11 protein-coding genes, 1 tRNA gene and 1 pseudogene are annotated in these 21,466 nt (G+C 67.4%); 8 read left to right on the forward strand and 5 right to left on the reverse strand.

The features are described from left to right. Nucleotides 1-123 (reverse strand): annotated as a pseudogene (locus ABLE43_RS09700) (IS5-like element ISNeu3 family transposase); the annotation flags it as partial. A gap of 256 nt (nt 124-379) precedes the next feature. Next, complete coding sequence (locus tag ABLE43_RS09705; RefSeq protein WP_348978297.1) at nt 380-982, reverse strand: TetR/AcrR family transcriptional regulator; 603 nt, start codon at nt 980-982, stop codon at nt 380-382. A 96-nt stretch (nt 983-1,078) separates the two neighbouring features. Between ABLE43_RS09705 and ABLE43_RS09710 the strand changes: the two genes are divergently transcribed. Beyond that, entirely contained in the window at nt 1,079-3,871 is a 2,793-nt protein-coding gene (locus tag ABLE43_RS09710; protein ID WP_348978298.1) for a DUF2339 domain-containing protein, read from the forward strand. Between the two features lie 40 nt (nt 3,872-3,911). Further along, nucleotides 3,912-7,337: an acyl-[ACP]--phospholipid O-acyltransferase gene (locus tag ABLE43_RS09715; protein WP_348978299.1), complete on the forward strand. Its 3,426-nt coding sequence runs from the start codon at nt 3,912-3,914 to the stop codon at nt 7,335-7,337. Here ABLE43_RS09715 and rtcR read toward each other — a convergent pair. Beyond that, a complete protein-coding gene (gene rtcR / locus ABLE43_RS09720; protein ID WP_348978300.1) occupies nt 7,334-8,920 on the reverse strand; it encodes an RNA repair transcriptional activator RtcR in 1,587 nt (528 codons plus the stop codon). The genes ABLE43_RS09715 and rtcR overlap by 4 nt on opposite strands. 251 nt (nt 8,921-9,171) lie before the next feature. On the opposite strand from rtcR, the gene ABLE43_RS09725 reads away from it, so the two are divergent. The 6 genes from ABLE43_RS09725 (at nt 9,172) to ABLE43_RS09750 (ending at nt 16,500) form a co-directional block, all read left to right on the forward strand. After that, nucleotides 9,172-9,249: transfer RNA gene (locus ABLE43_RS09725), tRNA-Pro, on the forward strand. 21 nt (nt 9,250-9,270) lie between these two features. Further along, a complete protein-coding gene (locus ABLE43_RS09730; protein ID WP_348978301.1) occupies nt 9,271-10,806 on the forward strand; it encodes a vWA domain-containing protein in 1,536 nt (511 codons plus the stop codon). Nucleotides 10,807-11,200: 394 nt separating this feature from the next. After that, nucleotides 11,201-12,427, forward strand: coding sequence for an RtcB family protein (locus tag ABLE43_RS09735; protein ID WP_348978302.1), 1,227 nt, complete (start codon nt 11,201-11,203; stop codon nt 12,425-12,427). A 51-nt stretch (nt 12,428-12,478) separates the two neighbouring features. Beyond that, the gene (locus tag ABLE43_RS09740) at nt 12,479-13,276 is read left to right on the forward strand and encodes a nucleotidyltransferase domain-containing protein (protein ID WP_348978303.1); all 798 of its coding nucleotides are present in this window, start codon (nt 12,479-12,481) and stop codon (nt 13,274-13,276) included. Further along, nucleotides 13,273-14,286, forward strand: a complete 1,014-nt coding sequence (gene rtcA / locus ABLE43_RS09745) for an RNA 3'-terminal phosphate cyclase (protein ID WP_348978304.1) — start codon at nt 13,273-13,275, stop codon at nt 14,284-14,286. Before ABLE43_RS09740 ends, rtcA begins: the two co-directional genes overlap by 4 nt. Nucleotides 14,287-14,541: 255 nt before the next feature. After that, nucleotides 14,542-16,500 (forward strand): AAA family ATPase, encoded by a 1,959-nt coding sequence (locus tag ABLE43_RS09750; protein WP_348978305.1) that lies wholly within the window; start codon nt 14,542-14,544, stop codon nt 16,498-16,500. 181 nt (nt 16,501-16,681) lie between these two features. Here ABLE43_RS09750 and ABLE43_RS09755 read toward each other — a convergent pair whose 3' ends face one another. Further along, nucleotides 16,682-19,264: a M14 family metallopeptidase gene (locus ABLE43_RS09755; protein WP_348978306.1), complete on the reverse strand. Its 2,583-nt coding sequence runs from the start codon at nt 19,262-19,264 to the stop codon at nt 16,682-16,684. 109 nt (nt 19,265-19,373) lie between these two features. Continuing rightward, nucleotides 19,374-21,449: a prolyl oligopeptidase family serine peptidase gene (locus ABLE43_RS09760; protein WP_348978307.1), complete on the reverse strand. Its 2,076-nt coding sequence runs from the start codon at nt 21,447-21,449 to the stop codon at nt 19,374-19,376. Nucleotides 21,450-21,466 lie beyond the last annotated feature (17 nt).

The following is a 21,466-nucleotide window of genomic DNA, read 5'->3' on the forward strand; positions in this document are numbered from 1 at the left end:
ACATCCGTTCACGAACAGGCGGTTATCCGCGCCTGTCCGGCCGGGATCAGCCGTCTTGCCCGGAACCAGCGATGCAATCCGCAACCATTGCGCCTCGCTCAGCTCGTACCGCTTGATCCCCATTATCCGCTCCGCGTCTCGACACGGGCGCCTATGAATCAGCCTTCACGTCGTTTGGGAATCCTGAATGTCGATCCGACCTAGTGGCGCGACATATGGATGAGGACGAAAGTATCGCACTCTTCCGCGAGCGGTATTTCGATGGCGTGCTGCTCCCTCTCGACGATACTCAAGCGGGCCGCGTGCGCGTGCTACGATGGGCCATGGAAGATTGAAATCAGTCCATCTTACTGGAAAGCTGTGTCGTCCGGCAGGATGATCAGCGCGCAGATCGAGCGGCAAGTGCCTCCCGCACGCGTGTTAAAGCCGCCGCCTCCGGCGCTGCTTCGCCCATCAAAGCCCACGCGCCGCTGATCGCGAAGGCGCAGTGACCGTGCACCGTCGCGATTAGCGATCGCGCGAGGGTGGCGAGGTCGTCGTCGGCCTCGCAGTCGACAGCATGTGCTATCTCCTCGACGACGATACGGGTCAGCAGGCTGCGGCCTGTTTCGTCGGCCTCTGTCAGTCCGCTGTCGGGGGGCAGGCGGTGGTCGAAGATCGCGGTCCAGAGATGCGGATGTTCACGCGCGAACCCAAAATAGCCGTCGACCAGCGCCGCGATCCGGTCGCCATCGGGTCCGGTGGCGTCCAGTCGTTCACGCAGCGATCCTGCCCAGGCGGCGAAGCTGCGCGTGTTGATCGCAGCGATCAGTCTGTCGGCTGTGCCGAAGACGTTGTGGATCGTGCCGATCGAGTAACCGATCCGTCGCGCGACCTCGCGCGCGGAGAATCCGCCCAATCCCGCCTCGGCGATCAGCGCCGACCCTGTCGATATGATCAACTCCTCGAGCTCGGCGCGGCTGTGGTCGGATCGACGTCCCATGGAAGGGCGATAGGTCAATAATTGAGCATTGTCTAATTTTAATATTGAGCACTGCTTTATTCGTGGTAGCGTGGCGGCGAATCGAGGAGGTTGGCGATGTCGCTGCTGTTGTTGATCGTGGGGTGCGTGGCTATCGGGCTGCTGTGGCAGGAGGTCCGGCGGCTGCGCGACCGCGTCGCAACGTTGGAAGACTGGTTCACGGCGTCGGCGGCCCCGGTAGCGGCGGCGGCTTCGCGATCTGTATACATCCCACCTGAGCCGTTCCCCGATCTGGATGATGTCGAATATCGCCCGGCGAAGCCGATCGCCGAACCGGAGGTCTTGACCCCGGCGCCGATCATCGAACTCCCGCAGCAGGTATATGTGGCGGCGTCGGCAGCGATCGAGATTTCGCCGCCCTCGTCACGCTTCGAGGATATGTTCGGGCGGCGGCTGCCGATCTGGGCGGGCGGGCTGACGCTGGCGGTCGCGGGTGTGCTGGTCGTCCGCTACTCGATCGAGGCGGGCCTTCTCTCGCCTTGGGTGCGGGTGATGTTCGGGCTGATTTTCGGCGCTGGCCTGATCGGTGGCGCGGAAGTGGCGATGCGGCGCGAGGCCGTGGTGCGCGATCCGCGGGTGCGCCAGTCGCTGGCGGGCGCCGGCATTGCCACGCTCTATGCGGTGACGCTGGCGGCGGCGCATCTTTACGATCTGATCGGGCCGGGCACGGCCTTTGTCGCGATGGCACTGGTGACAGGACTGGCCTGTGCGTTGGCGTTGCGCTTCGGCGCGCCGAGTGCGCTGCTCGGGCTGATGGGTGGTCTGGCGGCGCCGGCGCTGGTCGGCGCCGGTGAGCCGAACGTGCCGTTGCTGACGCTGTATCTGGCGCTGACCGTCGGTGGGCTGTGCGCGCTGGGACGGCAGCAGCGTTGGTGGTGGCTTGGCGCGTTGGCGCTGGCCGGGGGCTTCGGCTGGGGGGCGCTGCTGATCCTGGGCGGTGCGCTCGATCTGGCGGCGGCGCTGTCGGTCGGCCTCTACACGCTGGCGCTCTCCATCGCGTTGCCGCTGCTGCTGGCCGGTGACCGTGCCGCGCTTCTGCGCCTCGCGGCAGCCGTGCTCGGCTGTGCGCAGCTGGCCGCGCTGGTTGCGCTGGGTGGGTTCGCGCTGCTCGACTGGGGATTGTTCGGGTTGATCTCGCTGGCGATCCTTTGGCTGTCGCGACGAGAGCCACTGTTCGCAGACCTTCCGGCGCTGGCGCTGGGCGTGGCGATCTTGCTCGGCGTCGCCTGGCCAGCGCCGACCGTCGCGGGGATGGGAGCGCTTCTGGCGGCGCTGGTTGCCATTCACGCGGTTCCCGCCGCCCTGCGCGTGTGGGGGGAAGAGGCCCGGCCGGTCGATGCCCCGATGGTGGCGGCCGTCGCGGTGGCCATCGGCGTGCTGCCAGCCTTGCGTTTCGATCATGTCGGCTTCGTGGCTTTGGTCGGCGCCGTACTGGCGGCAGGCGTGGCCGCGCGCGGATGGCGGGTGGCCGGACGAGCTGACGATACGCGCGTTGCGACACTGGCGATCACGGCGGCGGGCTTGCTGGCGCTGGCCGCGGCACAGATGTTGCCCTTCGCAGGGTGGGCGTCGGCGGCGGCGCTGCTGTGCGCCGCGATGATGACGCTCGCCGGCCTGGCGGATGATCGGCGTATCGAGCGCGCGGGCTGGGTCTTCGGCATGGCGACGATGGCTTTGCTGGGCGTCGGCGAAGGCATGGGCCGGCTGTTCGGCGAGGCGGCGAGGGGGCAGGTCGCCGCGTGGATCGTGCCCGCCATGGCGGGGCTGGGTCTGGCGATCCGCTCGACGGGCACGCGCGCAGCGGTGATGCAGCCGGCGGCGGTGTTGATCGGCTATGGCGCGATGGCGCAGCTCGTATCGGAAAGCATGGTGCCGCTCGTACCCGTCGTCATGCTGTGCGCGCTCGCCGTTTCGCGTCGTGCGATCGTTCTGCCAGCCGCGCTGGCGGCCGGTGCCATTGCCACGGGCTGGACGATCGTTCCGCTGGTGGCCTGGGCGGGCTCGGCTTTGGTCGCCGCTAAGGGTGCCGTGGTGCTCGTTGACGCCTGGCCTAGTCTGGGTAACACTTTCGTACGGATCGCGCTGCCGGGTGGGGCGCTGCTGGTGGCGCTGCGGCTCCTGCCCTTTCCGTACGCAATCCGGCGCGGTGCCGCCATCGGTGCGGGTGTGCTGCTGGTGGTGGCGGCGCATGTCGCGCTGGTGCGCGTGGTCGGGATCGACAGTCATGCCGCGTTTCTCGCTCGGTCGATGGTGGAGCGGATGCTTTGGGAGGGGATGCTGGCGATCGCCGCGGTCGCCGCGTGGAGATGGCGGCGCGACGATGCCGCCCTCGCGTTCGGCGCTGCGGCGGTCGGCCATGGCGTGTGGTTCACGGGGATCGTCCTCAATCCGCTGTTCGAGCCGCAGCAGGCGGGACCGTGGCTGGCGCTGTCCTATGCGATCATGGGCGGGCTGCTGTGGCAGGCGCCGCGCGTGCTGCCCGCTGCCGCCCGCCAGCGTGATGGCGCGCTCATGCTGCTGATCGTCGTTGCCGCCTTCACAATCCTCAGGCAGATCAGCCACACGCCGATGCCGCTTTGGACCGGCACCGGGGCGGGCGAGCAGATCGCGCGGTCTATCCTAGCGCTGGTGCTCGCGGGGGCGTTCCTGTGCATCGGGATCGTCCGTCGCGCCCGCGACTGGCGCCTTGCCAGCCTAGCGCTGATGCTGGTCGCGGTGGTGAAGGTGTTCCTGTTCGATGCGGCGGGCCTTGATGGCCTTGCACGCATCGCGTCCTTTGCCGCGCTGGGCTTCAGCCTGATCGGCGTCGGCTGGCTCTACAGCCGCTACCTGCCCGACGAGACCCGTTAAGCTTTCATCGCTATCGCCCGAAACAAAGGGAGCCCGGTCCATGTCCGCACCAGATCTGTCGCTGCTCGGCAAGCGCCGTTTCGCACCGTTGTTCGTCGTCCAGTTTCTGGGGGCGTTCAACGACAATCTGCTCAAGTTCGCGATGCTGTTCCTCGCCAACTTCACGCTTTACGCCGCAGCGCCGGCGAAGGCAGAATTACTGGCCACGATCGCCACCGGGCTTTTCATCCTGCCCTATTTCCTGTTGTCGGGCCTTGCCGGTCAACTTGCCGACAAATGGGACAAGGCAGTGCTGGTACGTGCGGTAAAGGCCGCCGAAATCGGCATTATGGTGCTGGCATTGGGCGGCTTCTGGTTCCAGTCGGTACCCGTGTTGCTCGCGTGCCTGTTCCTGATGGGCGTGCACTCGACGATCTTTGGACCGGTCAAATATTCGATCCTGCCGCAGCATCTCGGTCGGCACGAGCTTATGGGCGGCACCGGGCTGATCGAAGCGGGGACGTTTCTGGCGATCCTGGCTGGGCAGTTGCTCGGCGGCCTCATCCCGGCGTGGGAAGCCGGATTGGCGGCAGTGGCGGTAGCAGCGGTCGGCTTCGTCGCCAGCCTGGCGGTGCCGAGTGCGCCGGCGGCGGCACCGGGGCTTGTCATCGAGCGCAACGTGTGGCGCAGCACGGTCGAGATTCTGTCGGTGGCGCGGGCCGGTCGCGGCGTATGGCTGGCGATCCTTGGCATCAGCTGGTTCTTCTCCGTCGGCGCGATCCTGTTGTCGGAGTTCGCGCCGCTGGTCAGCGGGACGCTGGGCGCGGGCGCAGGTGTGGTGACGCTGTTCCTGCTCGTCTTTTCCTTGGCGGTCGCCGGCGGATCGCTAGTCGTGAACAAGCTGCTCGGCGGCGAAGTGTCCGCGCGCTACGTGCCCGTCGCCGCTCTGGGCATGGCTGCGTGCCTCATCGAGCTGTGGATCGCGACACGCAGCTTCACCATCACCGCGCCGGGCGCCGATGTGTCGGCGTTCCTGGCGAGTTCGGGTAGCTGGCCGATCTTGGCGGGGCTGGTCGGTCTCGCCTTCTCGGGCGGCGTGTTCATCGTGCCGCTCTATGCGATCCTGCAGGTGCACACTGACCCGGCGGAACGGTCGCGGGTGATCGCGGCCAATAACATCGTCAACGCCTTCGTCACCGTCCTCATGGTGGTGGTCGTGACGGTATTGTTGGCATCAGGCGCCGGCGTTCCGGGGATCATCGGCGCGCTGGGGTTCGCGACGCTCGCGATCGCGCTGATCTCGTGCTGGCTGTTGCCGGAGACGGTGTTCAAGGCGTTGGTGCGGTCACTACTGGTGCTGTTCTATCGCGTCGACGTGCACGGTGCGGAGAACATGCCGCAGCCGGGCGAGCGTGCGGTGGTCGTCGTCAACCACGTCTCGTTCCTCGACGGACTGCTGCTCGCCGCGTTCTTGCCGGGCAAGCCGACCTTCGCGGTCGCCACGCATATCGCGCGGGCCTGGTGGGTGAAGCCGTTCCTCGGCATGTTCGACGCCTTTCCGGTCGACCCCACCAATCCGATGGCGGCGAAGGCCATGGTCAAGGCGGTGCGGGAGGGGCGCACGCTGGTGATCTTCCCGGAAGGGCGTATCACCGTGACCGGCGCGCTGATGAAGGTGTTCGACGGTCCCGGCATGGTCGCCGACAAGGCCGACGCGCCCATCATCCCGGTGCGGATCGCGGGTGCGCAGTTCACGCGCTTTTCGCGCCTGAAGGGCAAGGTACGGCTGCGTGCCTTTCCGAAGATCGACCTCACCATCTTGCCGCCGCGCCGGTTCCAGGTCGAAGGCGACACCGCGCGCCAGCGCCGGGCCGCGGCAGGAGCGAAGCTGTACGACGTGATGAGCGACATGATCTTCGCGACGTCGGATACCGATCGGACGCTGTATCAGGCGTTGATCGACGCCAAGGATGTGCACGGCGGCGATCGCGCGATCGTCGAGGACGTGAAGCGCGAACCCCTGACCTACGCGCGCCTGCTCACCGGGACCATCGCCCTGGGGCGACCGTTTGCAGGTTTGACCCGGCCGGGGGAGGCGGTTGGCTTGTTGCTGCCCAACGTCAACGCCGTGGCCGCGAGCTTCTTCGCATTGCAGGGCATCGGCCGGGTGCCCGCGATGCTCAATTATACCGCGGGCCTTGCCAACCTGAAGGCGGCCTGCACCGCCGCCGAAGTGCGCACGGTCATTACCGCGCGCGCCTTTGTAGAGCAGGCGAAGCTGAGCGATGTGCTCGCCGGGCTGGAAGAGGCAGGGCTTGCCATCGTCTACCTGGAGGATGTCGGAGCGCGCATCGGCGCCCTCGCCAAGCTGCGGGCGCTGGTCGCGACGCATTGGGCAGGGCGGCTTCATCGCCGTCACGGCGTCTCGCCCGATGCGCCGGCGGTCATCCTGTTCACCAGCGGGTCGGAAGGTCTGCCGAAGGGCGTGGTGCTGACACACCGCAACCTCCTGTCCAATTGCCTCCAGCTATCCGCCCGGATCGACTTCAACTCGGCCGACGTGGTGCTGAACGCGCTGCCGGTGTTTCACAGCTTCGGGCTGACCGGCGGTACGCTGCTGCCGATCCTGTCAGGCGTGAAGACGCTGCTCTATCCCAGTCCGCTGCATTACCGGATCGTCCCGGCACTGGCCTATGACGCCAATGCAACGATCCTGTTCGGGACCGACACCTTCCTGTCGGGCTATGCGCGCATGGCGCACGGATATGACTTCTACTCGCTCCGCTACATCTTCGCCGGCGCCGAGCGGGTCCGCGACGAGACACGCCGGACCTATGCGGCGAAGTTCGGCCTGCGCATCCTTGAAGGCTATGGCGCGACCGAAGCGGCGCCGGTGATCGCGGTCAATACGCCGATGCACTTCAAGGCGGGCAGCGTCGGACGGCTGCTGCCAGGCATCGAGGCTACAATCGAACCGGTGCCGGGGATCGAGGAGGGCGGGCGACTGTCGATCCGCGGACCGAACATCATGGCCGGCTACCTGAAGGCCGATGCGCCCGGCGTGCTTCAGCCGCCCGAGGGCGGATGGCACGACAGCGGCGACATCGTCACCATCGATGACACTGGTTTCGTGACGATCAAGGGGCGCGCCAAGCGCTTCGCCAAGATCGGCGGCGAGATGGTCTCGCTGCCCGCGGTCGAGGGTTATGCCGCCAAGCTGTGGCCGGGTGCCGAACATGCCGTGGTGACGCGCCCCGACGCGCGGAAGGGGGAGCAGTTGGTGCTGTTTACCACCCGGGCGGGGGCGACCGCAGGAGCGCTTCAGCAATGGGCGCGCGGCAACGGCATCACCGAACTCGCGATCCCCAAGGACGTGCGGGTGGTCGACGCGCTGCCGGTGCTGGGCACGGGCAAGCTCGACTATGTCACGATGACCGAGCGTGCGGCGGAAACGACGAGGTCTGTGGCTGAAGAAGAGGACGCCTAACCCGCGACGTTCCCCCAGCTGAGATCAAACCGCGCAAGATATTTGCGCAGGCGATCGGCGTCGTTGGTGGACGTGCGCTGGCGGCGCGAGGCGGCGAATAGGGTGCGGCCGGCGTCGGACAGCGAACGGCTGGCGCGGCAGGTCTCGACGACGTGGGCCAGCTGGACACGATCGAAGGGATCGAGCGCGTCGAGTTGCTCGGCGGTCATCAGGGTCACCAGCGCGTCCGCTTCCGGCGTTCCGCCTCGCCACAGCCTTTGCAGGCGCGCGATCTCGGCCGTGACGCAGTCGAGATTGATCCGCCCGGCCGGACTGAATGTCGCCATCCGCGTCACGCTGGCGGCGAGGTCGCGGAAATTGCCCGGCCAGCGCGCTTCCGCGCTGGTCGCGAAGGTAAGATATCGGTCGCGTGCCTCCTTGTTGAAGGTGATGCGGTCGCCCTCGCGCTCAGCATGGCGATCGAGTTCATAGTCGAGATTGGGCGCGATATCCTCCCGCCGCTCGGCAAGGCCGGGGAGGGCGAAGGTCCATAGGTTGAGACGCGCATAGAGGTCGTCGCGGAACGTGCCTTCCGCCACACAGGCGGCCAGGTCGCGATTGGTCCCCGCGATCAGCTGGAAGTCGCTCTCGACCTCCCGATCGGCGCCGACCGGCAGGAATCGCTTGTCCTCGATCGCGCGCAGGATCATCGCCTGCTCGTCGAGGCCGAGTTCGCCGATCTCGTCGAGGAACAGGACACCGGAATCGGCGGTACGCAGCAGGCCCGCACGATCGGCGGCGGCGCCGGTGAACGCGCCCTTGCGATGCCCGAACAGTGCCGACATCGCGCCATCGCCCTTCAGCGTGGCGCAATTTACTTCGACCAGCGGCCCCTTCACCTGCCGCTTCAGTCGTTTCAGTTCGTAGATGCGCCGCGCAAGCTGACTCTTACCCGCGCCGGTCGGTCCCATCAGCAGGAGCGGCGCGCGACTGCGGATCGCGACCTGTTCGATCTCGTCGATCATCGCGTTGAAAGGTGCGTTGCGGGTGTCGATGCCCGATTTGAGAAAGCTGGTGCTTTCTGCGCTGTCCGCGGCGAAGCGCGTGGCGATGCTGTCGTATCGCGAAAGGTCGAGGTCAATCGCAGTCCAGTGTCCCGCCGCGCTGCCGCCGCTCCGGCTGGGCTGCGTCTGAAGCAGACGACCGGGAAGATAATGCGCCTCGCTGAGGAGGAAGAGGCAGATTTGCGCGACATGCGTCCCGGTCGTGATGTGGACGAGGTAATCCTCGGCTTCCGGGTCGAAGGGATAGCCCCGCGCGAAGTCAAGCAACCTGCCGTACACCTCCTCGAAGTCCCACGGGTCGGCGAAATCGAGAATGTGCGGCTCGACCTGCGTCTCCGGCGACACCGAGGCGATGTCTTCTGCCACGTAGTGAGCCAGCCGCCGATGCTGGGTGCCGTGCAGCAGGACCAGCCGGTCGACGCGCAGGTCCTCGTGCATCGTCAGGCCGACCGTCGGTCGCCACTTGGACCATCGCGACGGGCCGAACTTGCTCGCATCGAGGGTAGAGCCGAGAAAACCAACTACGACGGTAGGACGCATGACGATACATTAGGATAAATTACGATCCATGTCGATCGCCCAAAACAAAAATGAGCATGATGCCTCCGCATCGATACTTTATCGTGTTGATCGCCGAACGAGCGGTAATTGCGTGACTTTACGATCCTCTGATCTTCGCCACATCAAACTGGCACGGCTTTCGCAAGGCTGATGGCATCGGATCACATGGTATCGAGTGACCCGATGCGCGGCAGGGGCGGTCGGAATGGGCCGACCGCCCCGAAAGCAAACAGGGCGTAGCTCAGGCTGCGTAGAGCGCCTGCTTTGGGAGCAGGATGTCGCAGGTTCGAATCCTGTCGCCCTGACCAGTTTTCGAAGGGAGTTGGACGATGGCCAACAAGGGATTGTTCGCAAGCGCCGTGGCGAGGCTGCTTCCGCGTGTCGACGCGGTAAACCGGGAGGGCGCGGCGGCCTATGCCTACGGCCCGGAAGCCAAGCTTGCGCAGCTCGCCGTCACGGGCACGCTGGCTGACAGTTTCTATGCCGGCGCCGACCAACATCTTGACGAGGCGCTGGCGGCAGCGCGGGCTTGTGATCCGACGTTCGTCGCGAGGGCCGCGGTCTACGCCCGGCGATCGGGAGCAATGAAGGATATGCCGGCGCTTCTCGCCGCTTATCTGACGGTTGCCGACCCGGATTTGGCCGTGCCGGTTTTCGGCCGCGTCATCGACACCGGTCGGATGCTGCGCAGCTATGTGCAGATCCTGCGTTCGGGGCAGGTAGGGCGGACCTCGCTGGGCTCGCGGCCGAAGCGGCTGGTGACGCAGTGGCTGGAGCGCGCATCGATGCGCGATCTGATGGCAGCGGCGACGGGTAAAGCCCCGAGCCTCGCCGACATCGTCCGCATGGTTCACCCCAAGCCGGCCGACGCGACACGACGCGGCTTCTACGGTTGGCTGATCGGCAAGCCGTACGACATTGCCGCTCTGCCGGTCGAGGTCGCCGCCTTCGAGGCGTGGAAGCGTGACACGTCGCTGCCGCTGCCACCCGTGCCGTTCGAGTGGCTCACCGCCTTTCCGCTGACCGCGGTGCAATGGGGTGAGCTAGCGACGCGGATGGGGTGGCAGGCGCTCAGGATCAACCTCAACACGCTGGCGCGCAACGGCGCGTTCGGTGTGGCGGGGTTGACCGAGGCGGTCGCGGCGCGGCTTGCTGAGCCGGCACCAGGCGTCCTGCCCTATCAACTGCTGGTCGCGTTGCGATCGGTTGGGGACGGGGTGCCGCTCGCGGTGCAGGCGGCGCTGGAGATGGCGCTCGAAGCCTCGTTGGCCAAAGTGGCAGTGGTCGCGGGCAATGTGGTTGTCTGTCCGGACGTCTCGGGCTCGATGCAGTCGCCGGTCACGGGTTACCGCAAGGGCGCGACGACCACGGTGCGGTGCGTCGATGTGGCGGCGCTGGTCGCCTCGGCGATGCTGCGCACCAACCGTCGGACGCGGGTGATGCCGTTCGAGGTCGACGTCATCGACCTCGCGCTCGATCCCCATGCACGTCTCGCCGTCAATGCGGCGCGGCTGGCGGCGGTGGGTGGGGGCGGCACCACGGTGTCGGCCCCGCTCGCCCGGCTCAACCGTGAGCGGGCGAGCGTCGATCTGGTCGTCATCGTCTCCGACAATGAGTCCTGGGTCGATGCGACACGTCACGGTGCGACGGCGACGATGCGCGAGTGGGAGCAGCTGAAACGCCGCAACCCGAACGCTCGGCTTGTCTGCGTCGACATCCAGCCGCACGGCACCACCCAGGCGACCGGGCGGCCGGAGATATTGAATGTCGGAGGGTTCTCCGACGCCGTCTTCGACACGATCGCACGCTTCGCTCTGGGGCAGACGCGCGACTGGGTCGAAATGGTCAACGAAACGGAGGTTTGAAGGAAAGCCGTGGCGAATGCCGGCGGGACTACATCCCAGGACAGACCGAAGAGTAGAGCGCCCGGGCAACCGGGAGATGCGGGCTCAAATCCCGCCATGGGAGTGTAGCTCAAGGTCGCTCAACGTCTCGCCACTTCTCGTCGCCACGGCCCAATTCAAAACGGCGAATGCCGATGGGACTACATTGTCGGGGGTTCGAATCCCTCCCCGCCTTCTGGGGCGGGTAGCTCAGCGGGTAGAGCATGCAATGTCTCATCAATCCTCGTCGCCGTGACTCAACAAGCTGGCGAATGCCGGCGGGACTACATCGGGACAGGCGGTTCGACCCCGCCCCAGGGCAACCTGGACGTCTCGCCAACCCTCGTCGCCAGCACCCTATTCGAAGGAGGTCATCATGACCGCAACGACGTATGAATACAGCGAAGTCCCCGGCGGGGTGCCGATCAAGGCATGGACGCCCGGCGTGCCCGTCGACGACAAGGCGCGCGAGCAACTGGCGAAGGCGGCGCAGATGCCGTTCATCTTCCGGCACGTGGCGGCAATGCCCGACGTCCATGTCGGCATCGGCGCGACGGTGGGGTCGGTCATCCCGACCAAGGGCGCGGTGATCCCGGCGGCGGTCGGCGTCGACATCGGCTGCGGCATGATGGCAGCGCGGACCTCGCTGACGGCGAGCGATCTGCCCGATCATCTCGAGGGCGTCCGCTCGGCGATCGAGCAGGCGGTGCCGCACGGGCGCAGCGTCGGGCGCAGCAAGCGGGACAACGGCAGCTGGGGTTCGCCCCCGCCCGCGATCGTCGCGGCGTGGAGCACGCTGGTCCAGCGCTTCGACCGGATCTGCGAGAAGCATCCGCGGCTGAAGAACACGAACAACCTCGTGCATCTCGGCACGCTCGGCACCGGCAACCACTTCATCGAACTGTGCCTCGACGAGGGCGGCGCGGTGTGGGTGATGCTGCACTCGGGGTCGCGTGGCGTCGGCAATGCGATCGGCACCTTCTTCATCGAGCTGGCCAAGCAGGACATGCGCAAATGGCACCTGAACCTGCCCGATGAGGATCTCGCCTATTTTCCGGAGGGGACCGACCATTTCGACGATTATGTCGAGGCGGTCGGCTGGGCGCAGGATTATGCGGCGCTCAACCGGCGGATGATGATGACCAACGTCATCGCCGCATTGCGCCGGGTCATCGCCAAGCCGTTCGAGGCGGAGCTGGAGGCGGTCAACTGCCACCACAATTACGTCACGCGCGAAAACCATTTCGGCGAGAATGTGCTGGTGACGCGCAAGGGCGCGGTGCGCGCGGCGAAGGGCGTCATGGGCATCATCCCCGGATCGATGGGCGCCAAGTCGTTCATCGTCCGGGGGCTGGGCAACCCGGAGTCCTTCGACAGCTGCAGCCACGGCGCGGGCCGGGTGATGAGCCGGACGCAGGCGAAGAAGCTGGTGACGCTCGACGAGCACATCGCCGACACGGCGGGCGTCGAATGCCGCAAGGACGAGGGCGTGATCGACGAGACGCCCAAGGCCTACAAGCCGATCGAAGCCGTGATGGCCGCGCAGGCCGATCTGGTGGAGATCGTCCATACGTTGAAACAGGTGGTGTGCGTCAAAGGGTGAGGTGGCCGAAGCGTCGCCTCGTCCCTCGCGCCGCCGCTCGAGGAATTTCTGATGACTATCCTCCACAAGGACGCGATCGCCCCGGCGATCCGTAGCGACATCGAGAGCCGACTGGCCGCCGTCGAGGCGAAGGAGGGCGTGCGCCTGCTGCTCACGGTCGAGTCCGGTTCGCGGGCGTGGGGTTTTCCCTCGCCCGACAGCGATTACGATGTTCGCTTCATCTATGTCCGGCCGCGCGACTGGTATCTGTCACTGACGCCCGGCCGCGATGTGATCGAGGCGCCGATCGTCGATGACATTGATCTGAGCGGCTGGGACATCCGCAAGGCGCTGGGCTTGTTGCTGAGGTCGAACGCCGTGGTCAGCGAGTGGATCGAAAGCCCGATCCGCTATCGGTCCGACGACGAGATCGTCAGCGATCTCTCGGCCTTGGCCGATAGCGTGATTGATGCCCGATCGCTGGCCTATCATTACGCCAGTCTAGGGCGGAACGCGGCCGATCGGTGGCTGGACGGTGATGGCGCAGTGCCGGTGAAGAAGTATTTCTACGCGCTGCGTCCGGCGCTCGCGATCCGCTGGTTGCGGCGTGAGGGGAAACGCCGCCCGCCGATGGATCTGCAATCGCTGGTCGATGCCGTGGACCTGTCGAACGGCCTGATGGACGACATCACCGCGCTGGTGGCTGCGAAGGGGCGGAGCAACGAGCGGAGCAATACCGCGCGCATCCCTGCGCTCGACGCGCTGATCCGCGATGAGCTGACTCGCGCCGACGAGGTGCGGGGCGGCCCCGTCGGTCCGCGCTCACGCGAGCGGGCCGAGGCGCTATTCCTGCATCTGGTGAACACATGATCGAGATTGATGGAGCGGAAGGAGAGGGCGGGGGACAGGTCGTACGCAATGCGTGCGCGCTGTCGCTCGTCACCGGGGAGCCGGTCCGCATCACCAACGTCCGCGCCAAGCGGTCGAAGCCGGGGTTGATGCGTCAGCATATCACCGCGGTCGAGGCGGCGTGTGCGATCGGCAGTGCCACGTGCGAGGGGCTGATCGTCGGGTCATCCGAGCTGACATTTCGTCCCGGCCGCGTGACGGCCGGCGACTATCGCTTTTCGGTCGGAACGGCGGGATCGACGGGACTGGTGTTGCAGACGGTGCTGATGCCGTTGCTGCTCGCTGACGGTCTGTCGCGGCTGGTGCTGGAGGGCGGCACCCACAACATGCTCGCTCCGCCGTTCGAGTTCGTCGAGCGCTGCTTCCTGCCCATCGTCCGGCGGATGGGCGGGCAGGTCGAGACGCGGCTGGTCCGGCACGGTTTCCACCCACGTGGCGGCGGGCGGATCGAGGTGGATATGACCCCCGGCCCGCTCCAGCCTATCGAATGCCTGGCCCGCGGCGAAGCGGTGGGCGTGTCGGCCTGCGCTTTGCTTGCCGGGTTGCCCATGTCGATCGCCGAACGCGAGATCGCACTGATTCGCAAGGCGTTCAACTGGTCGGAGCGCGAATGCTTCATGCGCGAACTGCCTGTCGACCAGGGGCCGGGCAACATCCTGTTGCTGGAGGCACAGTTCGAGCATGTCACCGAGATCGTCAGTGGTTTCGCGCAACTGGGCGTGACCGCGGAGCGGGTCGCGAAGAAGGCGGTGGGGCGGATGCGCGGCTATCTGGCGTGCGAGGCTTTTGCCGGACCGTATCTCGCCGACCAGTTGCCGTTGCCGATGGCCTTGGCGGGCGGGGGCGTATTCACCACTGTCGAGCCGAGCGAGCATGCCCGCACAGCGGCGACGGTGATCGAGCGCCTTACAGGGCGACGCACCCGATTCGAGCAACAGGCGGGAGGGGCGCATGCGGTGACGATTGGCTGACGGATTGCGAGCGTAACGACTTTCTGCTATCTACCCTGCGAGCCCGCACCAACCGGCGGGCCATACGGAGACATGCTGTGTTCGACCTTGCCGCCTATTGCGGTGCACGGGTCGGCGGTCTCCGGCCTTTCGCGTAAACGTCCCACGACGTTCGCGGCGGGCCGGCATCCGCCCCCGCCGCACCTCACCCTTTCGAAAGGAATGACGTCGACGCGCGCGCTTGCGCCGTCGGCCTGAGAGACGCGTGGATACGACATGGACGAACTGGATATCGTTCGGGGCCTGATGCTCCGGACGGCGGGCGCGTTGCCAGCCACGGCACCGCTCGCCAAAGCGCTGCTGGAATGGGCGGAGCCTCATCGGCCCTGGCTGCTGCCCGACATGGAAGGCGAATGGAACTGGGAAACCCTGCTCGCCTGTCTCACTGCTCCGCGCGGGGGACCGGTGCGGGCGGAGGCGCTCGAACTGGCGGGCACGCTGGCGCGGTTGCTGGGATTGTCGTCGATCGATGCGGGGCTGCTGCGCCTGATGGTCGCGTGCGACCGACTGCCGCGCGTCGGTGCCCTGGCGCGATTGCTCAGCCGTCACGGGCATGACCTGCCGCAACTCCTCGGCGAGATGGCCGGGGCGGGTGCGGAGGACGCGGACCGCGCGGCGCGGCGGGGTGCGGTCACGCGGCTGGGCCTGGCCAGCTTCACGGCAACCCGTGAGGGTGAGGCGGATGTCGAGATCCGCTGGACCTTGCAACGTCTGCTCGACCGGGCTCCGGCGAGCGAAGAGGCGATGCTCGATACGCTGGTCGGTCGGCGGGAGGCGGCCACGCTGGGGCTCGACGCCTTTGCGCATGTCGAACCGATCGACTTCCTCGTCCGCCTGCTGCGCGGTGCGCTGGGCGAGGCGGCGGCGGGGGTCAACATCCTGATCTACGGCCCGCCGGGCACCGGCAAGACCGAACTCGCGCGTACGCTGGCGGCGGCAGCAGGCGCGGTGTTGCACGGTGTGGGTGAGGCGGACGAGGACGGCGAGGAACCCCGCCGTTGGGAACGCGTCGCGGCGCTGGCATTGGCGCAGCGTCTGCTCGGCGGACGGAAGCCGGCGGTGCTGCTGTTCGACGAGATGGAGGACCTGATCGGCGATGCCAGTCCGTCCGCGGGCGGCGACTGGTTCAGTCGGCGCGAGGGAAGCAAGGTCTTCGTCAACCGGCTGCTGGAGGCCAACCCGGTGCCGGTGATCTGGACAACCAACGCGATCGGCAATGTCGATGCGGCGATCCTGCGGCGGATGAGCTTCGTGCTGCGGCTCGACCTGCCATCGCGGGCGGCGGCAGCGGCGATGCTCGACCGGGTGGCGCGGGAGGAGCGGGTGTCGCCCGGCCCTGCCTTCGCCACGTTGCTCGACGCCGCACCAGAGGCAGCGACGGTTCTGCGGATGGCGGCGCGTGCGGGTAAACTGGCCGGTGAAGAAGATGGCGGCACCGTCGCAGCCGAGGCGCTGGTGCGGGCACTGCGGGGTGGTACGCTGCCACCGCCCGGCCCGGCGGCGTTCGACCTCGACCTGTTTGAAACCGATCGGCCGGTCGATCGCCTATTCGCGGCCATGGCAGATGGCGGGGCAAGCGACGTGTCGCTGCTACTGACGGGTCCGCCGGGCACCGGCAAGACCGCCTTCGCGCACCATCTGGCACGGGCGCTCGACCGGCCGCTGCTGGTCAAGCGTGCGTCCGACCTGCTGTCCAAATGGGTAGGCGAGACCGAGGCGCAGATCGCCGATGCCTTTGCCGAGGCGCGGCGGCGTGAGGCGGTGCTGCTGTTCGACGAGGCGGATTCGCTGCTGTTCGACCGCAGTACGGCGCGGACCAGTTGGGAGGTGGGGCAGGTCAACGAACTGCTGACGTGGCTCGATCTGCATCCGTTGCCGGTGGTCGCTGCGACGAACCATGAGGCGGGGCTGGACCCGGCGACATTGCGGCGGTTCGTCTTCAAGCTGCGGCTGAAACCGCTACGGGCCGAGCGTGTCGCCGCCGCCTTCCAGCGGTTCTTCGGCGAGCCTGCGCCGGACTGCCTCCGGACCGTGGAAGGGCTGACGCCAGGCGACTTCGCGGTCGTCGCGCGGCAGTTGCGGCACTGGCCTGCCGTCGACGCGGCGGACCTTGTAGCGCGATTGAGGGCGGAGGTGGCAGTGCGGCCCGGCATGTCGATCCGGCTGGGCTTTTGATCGGTCGACGCGTGGCCGCCGCCGGCGGCCACAGATTTTTTTAATGCTGCCTTTCCATGCGACGAGTGCATGGCTATAAAGTTAAAGAGCCTCAGATGATCTGACGTGAAAACACGCACATAGATGGTTAAAACCTTGGCGTGACGGTCCTGCCGCCCCAGCCAATTCGCATCCGCAGCCTTCACCCCCGGTACAGCGGGTTGAACAGCAGCTTGTAGGTGCCGTGGCTCTGGGCGCGCCACTGCGGCTTGAAGCCGTAGAGGTAGATCGTTCCCTTGCCGTAGCGGACCTCCATCGCGGCGGCCTTGCCCTGGATGGCTTCCGGGTGGAGGAGCACGCCGCTGCGCAAGGGGTTGCCGGTCTTCGGATAGGCGGCGAGGATGCGGCCCTCGAACCCCGGCTTGGGTGCGAAGGCGGGGCCGCGCTCGAACATCACGATCGGGTCGGCGGGCATCCCCGCCGTCGCGCGCGTGCCCGGCGTCATCTCGACCGCGAGCAGCGCGCCCGAGCAGAAGAAGGTGTCGCTCGACGCATTCTTGAGCACGTTCGTCACCGGCAGGTCGAACAGGTCGATCACCGCGTCGGACGCATTGTTGAGCGCCACCAGCGTACCGCCGTCGCGCACGAAGCGCTTGAGCTGTTCGGCGCCGTCGTCGCCGATCCCGCCCGCATAGGGTGCCGGATAGTCCTTCGCGTTCAGCCCGTTGAGCAGCGACACGACCGATCCGCTGCGCGGCGGCGTCCCGGGCGGCACCGCGTCGGTCGTCGCGGCGGCGGGGGCGCGCTGCGGCGCGATGTCGGGCAGGACGATGGTGTCGAAGCGCGACAGGCCGCCCTTCTTCACGTCCGCATTGTAGAGGCTGGTCGGCGCGAAATCATATTGTTCGAGCAGCCAGCGCGTCCAGCCCTCGTCGATGTTCGAGCCCCATGGGCGATAGAGCGCCACGCGGCCCTTCTGCACCGCCCCGGCCCCGGCGGGCGGTGCGGATGCCGCGACGAGGGTGACGCGGTTGTCGGCGGCGAGCTTCGTCGCCTGCGCCGGGGTCAGTCCGCTGAGCGCGACCCTATCGTCCGCCGCGACCCGCGCCTTCGCGCCCAGTGCCAGCGCCTGGTTGAGCGTGCGGTAGGCGGCGTTGACCCGGCGGTCGAGCAGGAAGGTGTTGCCCGTGCCGACGACCGTTCCGGCCGGTGCCTCCGCCTTCGCGACCTTTACCGCCACCGCAGGGTCGAACGGCGCGGTGATGCGATCGACGCGCACGCCCATCTGCATCGGCAGCGTCCATCCGGTGACGTCATAGGGCAGGTCGACCGGCTTGCCGGTGCCGTCGAGGATCGCGTCCGGGTATTTCTGCGGCTCGAGCAGCTCGGTGGTCAGCCCGGCGAAGGGCTGGGCGGTCGGGATCACGAACGAACCCGCGGCATAGCCGGTGCCGCCGATCGTCGCGGGCGCGCGCAACTGATGCACGTCGAGCCCGTGGTCGATCATCAGCTGCGCGAGGCTCGCGGCTTCGGTCATGTCCGTCTGTCCCGCCGGGATGACATAGGCGGACGGCCCGTCGGCGGCGTAGCGGCGGATCGTGTCGCGACCGGCCTGATAGCGGTTGTAGAGCAGTTCCTCGCGATATTTCTGCGCGGTATCCAGCACCGACATCGATGCCGTGACCATATAGTCGACCGAGTCCTTCAGGTGCCATTCGCCGCCGCGCCACGGATTGGGGTACATGATCTGCGCCTTCAGGTCGCGCATCGGCTTGGGGAAATCGGCGAGGGCATAGGTCTTGGGCGTGGCGCTGTCATGCGCCGTCTCGGTGAAGAACGAGATCGTGTTGCGGAAGACGTGGATGTAATCGAGGAACCCCGGATACCAGTTGTCGAACCGCGCCTGCGCGATCGCGCCGGGCTTCTGCTCCTTCTCGAAGCGGGTCATCATGTTGGTGCCGATGGCGTTGGTCCAGATCCGCATATAGGGGCTGATGTTCGACGACACCGGATCGGCGAAGGGCGGAACCCAGATGCGCGCGGGGAAGGGTGCCGTCTGGTGCTGCGAATACCAGATGACCGGCGAATAGGTCTGTTCCTCGCGGTTCACGACCCGGCTCTCGATCATGTTGAGCATATAGCCGTCGCGGTTGTTGTCGTGCCCGACATATTCCTGGTACAGCCACGGCATCCGGCTGGTCTCGTACGGCGTGCCGACATGGTCGCGGTACCATTTGACCACCATGTCCTGCCCGTCCGGGTTGAGCGTCGGCCAGAGCACGAGGATCACGTCGTTCAGGATGCGATCGACCTCCGCATCGTCCTTCGCCGACAGCAGCTTGTAGGCGAGCGCGAGCGGCAGCTGGTGGTCGGCCACCTCGGACGCATGCATCCCGCCGTCGATATGGACGATGATCTTGGAGTCGGCGGCGAGCTGCTTCGCCTGCGCATCGGTCAGCCCGCGCGGGTCGCCGAGCCTGCGCGAGATATCGGCATAGCGCTGGAAATTGCGGACGTTTTCGGGCGAGGAGATGATCGCATAGGTGAAGGTGCGCCCCTCGGTCGTCTTGCCCGACGTGACCAGCTTGATCCGGTCCGACGCCTTGGCCAGCGCCTCGAAATAGCGGATCGAATCCTCGTAATTCGCCAGATAGCGGTCGTCGCCGGGCTCATGGCCGAGGATGCTGGTCGCGGTCGGCACCGGTTCGGCCAGCGCGGGCGCGACCAGCGTCAGCGCGGTGGAGGCGAGGGCGAGGCGGCTGAGGCGAAGGATGGCGGCTGGCATGGAACATGTCCCCTGTGGCGCCGCGCGCGGGTGCGGCGGCGGTGGATGTCTGGTCCTCTCCGTGGGGCCGCCGGACCTTTGGCCCGTGCGGCGATCGTGCGGCAGGTCGTCAGGGCAGGTCGGCACGCGCCGGCGCGAGCGGGTCCGCTTCGCCGGCGAAGGCCGCGCGCAGGAAGCCGAACATCCGCCGCCGCAGGTCGACGCCGTGCCACGGTTCCTGGCTGGCGATCGCGCGGAAGTTGCCGCCCGTCTCGCCATGCCCCTCGCGCGGATAGACGACCAGCGCGACCGGCGCGTTCGACTGGCGCAGCGCGCGGTACATCTCCAGCGACTGGCCCAGCGGGTCGGTGACGTCCTTCTCGCCCTGCAGCAGCAGGAACGGCGTCCTGGCGGCACCGGCGGTCGACAACGGGCTCTGCCGCCATGCGTCGGCGAAGTTCAGCCACGGCTTGCCGTAATACCAGCGGTCGTAGAAGCTGCCGCGTTCGGTGCCATATTCGCTGAACTGGTCGATGACCGGCGCGCCGGACACGATCGCCTTGAACCGGTCGGTCCGCCCGACGACGAACCCCGCCATCTCGCCGCCGTAGCTGTAGCCGATCAGCGCCATGCGGTCCGGGTCCAGCGGATGCTCGCGCAGCATCGCATCGACCCCGGCCATGATGTCGCGATAGTCGGCGCCGCCGAGATCGTTCTTGTTGGCGGCAAGGAACTTCGCGCCATAGCCGCTGCTGCCGCGGATATTGGGGTGGAGCACCGCCCAGCCCTCCGCCACCAGCATCTGGACAAGGTTGTTGTAATCGTCCTGGAACCGCCCCGCCGGGCCGCCGTGGATGTTGACGACCAGCGGCACGCGGGTGCCCGCCGCTACCTTGGGCATGTAGAGCAGCGCCTCGATCGTCTGCCCCTCGTTCCGCCACGTCACGAGGCGCGAGGGGACCGCGGGCCAGCGCGCGGGCACGAGGGCAGGGGCCGCCAGCGCGGTCGCCGTACCGCCCCATTTGGGCATCAGCATCGCCGTCACCGGCTGCGTCGGGCCGGTCGCGGCATAGGCCCATGCGGTCCGGCGCGGATTGGTGACGAGCGAGAAGGCGACCGGAGCGGGCGAATCGACCCAGCTGACCGCGCCGGTGCGGGTGGACAGCCGTGCGAGGCGGGTGCGGGTGTGCACATCGATCGCCATCGCCAGATCGCCGTCGGGCAGCACATGGAAGCTGGAGGGAATGTCGCCGTCGAAGCCGCGCGTCAGGTTGCGCGCGGTGCCGCTCGCCAGATCCTTGACGAACAGGTCGTTGCAGCGCGGCGGCGTGTCGTCGACGCACTGGTCGGTATAGACCAGCCGGGTGCGGCCGGGGAGGTAGGTGACGCTCTCGGCGGTCTTCGGCACGTCGATCGCGGTCGCCGCCAGCGTGCGGGCGTCGACCCGCCAGAAGCGCGCGTCGGGGCCGGTCTCGTCCGAATGCGGATCGGTGACGGCGACCAGGTCTGCCCCGTCATAGGACCATGCGACCGAGTCGAACACGCCGCCGAGCGGCACCGCCCGCGCCGCGCCGTCGGCGAGGTTGACCAGATACAGCCGGGTGCGGTCGTCGGGCATGTCGTGCGCATAGCCGTCGTCCTTGCGCTCGCGCCGCGCCTTGACCGCATCGGGCTCGGGATCGTCAGCCCACACCGCCAGCGTCGTTCCGTCCGGCGACAGCGCATAGCCGCCGATCGTGAGGGCGTTCCTTACCGCCGGGCCGCCCCAGCGCGCGGTCAGCGTGCCGCCGGGCTTGCCGATGCGGAACTGCTCGGGCTCGCCGCCGTCGAGCGGCAGCCGGAACAGCGAGCGCGTACCCTCGCGCGCGGCGAGGAACAGGATCGTGCGGTCGGAGGCGAAGCTGCCGTCCAGCTCGCCGCGCTCGCCGGTGCGGAAGGTCAGCTGCCGCGGCTTCGCGCCGGGGCCGAGCAGCCACAGGTGCGGCAGTCCGCCGTCCGCCGTCGTCTCGGTAATGGCGGTCAGCACCTGACGACCGTCGGGGGACAGCGCGATGCCGCGCAGCGCGCGTACCTGGGTGCGTACCTCCTCGTTCATCACGAACGGCGGCGCGTCCGCCGCGACCGAGGGCAGGGCGATCAGCGTCAGGACCAGCGGTGCGGCGCAGCGCGCGACCAGTCCGGCGATCGGGCGGATATTTCCCTTCATGCGTCGTGTCCCCCACG

Source organism: Sphingomonas silueang, from assembly GCF_040049155.1.
GTDB lineage: Bacteria > Pseudomonadota > Alphaproteobacteria > Sphingomonadales > Sphingomonadaceae > Sphingomonas > Sphingomonas silueang.